Here is a 1,325-nt window from a genome sequence, read left to right on the forward strand (position 1 = left end):
GAGAGCTTAAAGTTACAACGTTGTCTAATCGAACAATGTCGCCAGTTGCTGTGACGATGGGGAAGCCGTTTAAAGTGCGTGAGGTATTGCGTTCTTGATCTGGTAATAAAATACGTACTTCTACTTCTTCATTTTGATCGTAGAACACCTGAAGAAGTTGGCCATCAAATCCCGCTCGAAGTTGATTGCCTACGTCAGAAACACTCAAACCAAGAGATTCACCTTGCGTGGTAAGTTCGTATATAAATTGCGACTTGCCGTAAGGGATGTCATCTTGAATATCATTCACGCCAACATAGCCCTTTAATGCATCCTGAAGCTCTTCGCTCGCTGCTTTTAATATATCGCTGCTTTGGCCTGTTAAGAATATATCGATGTCTTTGCCAGGAGGACCACCGCGAGGACTAGTAATGCTAAGTTGCTCAACGCCATCAGGCATTTGTAATGCATCTTTCCACGCGGAAATTAGTTCAGGGTTGCGCACTTCTCGCGAGTCTGGCGTGACCGTTTCAACATGTAGCGAGGCATATTGCTCTCCTTGCTGGTAACTTTGCCCTCCATCAAAGGTCGCTTGGTTAACACGCAATACAGCATGGACAATCAGGTCATCTTCGCGGTTGTATTTCTCTTTCAGTTGATCGTTCGCACGCCACAATGCGTCCTCTAGGTTGCGAGCAAATGAGCGTACTTCCTCAGGCGGCGTGCCTGCGGCAAATTTTGCATTGCCTAGTAGCACGTGGTTTTCAGGTTGAGGGAAGAATTCAAACTGGATACGCCCCGATATGATGAGCGTAATAGATATAAGAAAAACAGAGACTGCGAGCATTAAGGTCGTGCCCCGGTTTTGTATTGCTTTCGTCGCGAGCTGTCTAAACGTTCCGTCTCGGAAGGCATTAAACTTAGAATCAACCGCCACTCGAAAACGACTTTCTTTGGCGTTGTGCCCCATTTTTTTCAAGCTGTGATTCAGGTGCCCCGGCATAATTAAGAAGCACTCAATGAGTGATGCGATGATTACGCAGATAATGACCAAGGGAATGGCGAATAAAATATTACCAATAATGCCGCTAATGATAATCAAAGGCAGAAATGCAGAAATAGTGGTTAGCGACGACGACATAACAGGCACAAACATACGTCTGGCACCGCCTTCGGCAGCTTGCAAGGCACCTTCACCTTTTTGAAAGTGAGTTAGGGCGTCTTCACCAACAACAATGGCGTCGTCGACAATAATCCCAAGGGCCATAATAAGCGCAAACATGCTGACCATGTTGATGGTACCACCAATTGCGTACATAACAGCAAGCGTTCCTGCGAATGAAACA

Annotated in this window: 1 protein-coding gene; it reads right to left on the minus strand. The window is 46.1% G+C overall.

What is annotated here, in order from left to right:
- Window positions 1–1,297, minus strand: a 1,297-nt coding sequence (locus tag A3762_RS22350; RefSeq protein ID WP_231878898.1) for an efflux RND transporter permease subunit, incomplete at its 3' end; no start/stop codon positions are given.
- Window positions 1,298–1,325 lie beyond the last annotated feature (28 nt).

It is taken from the genome of Oleiphilus sp. HI0125, assembly GCF_001635355.1.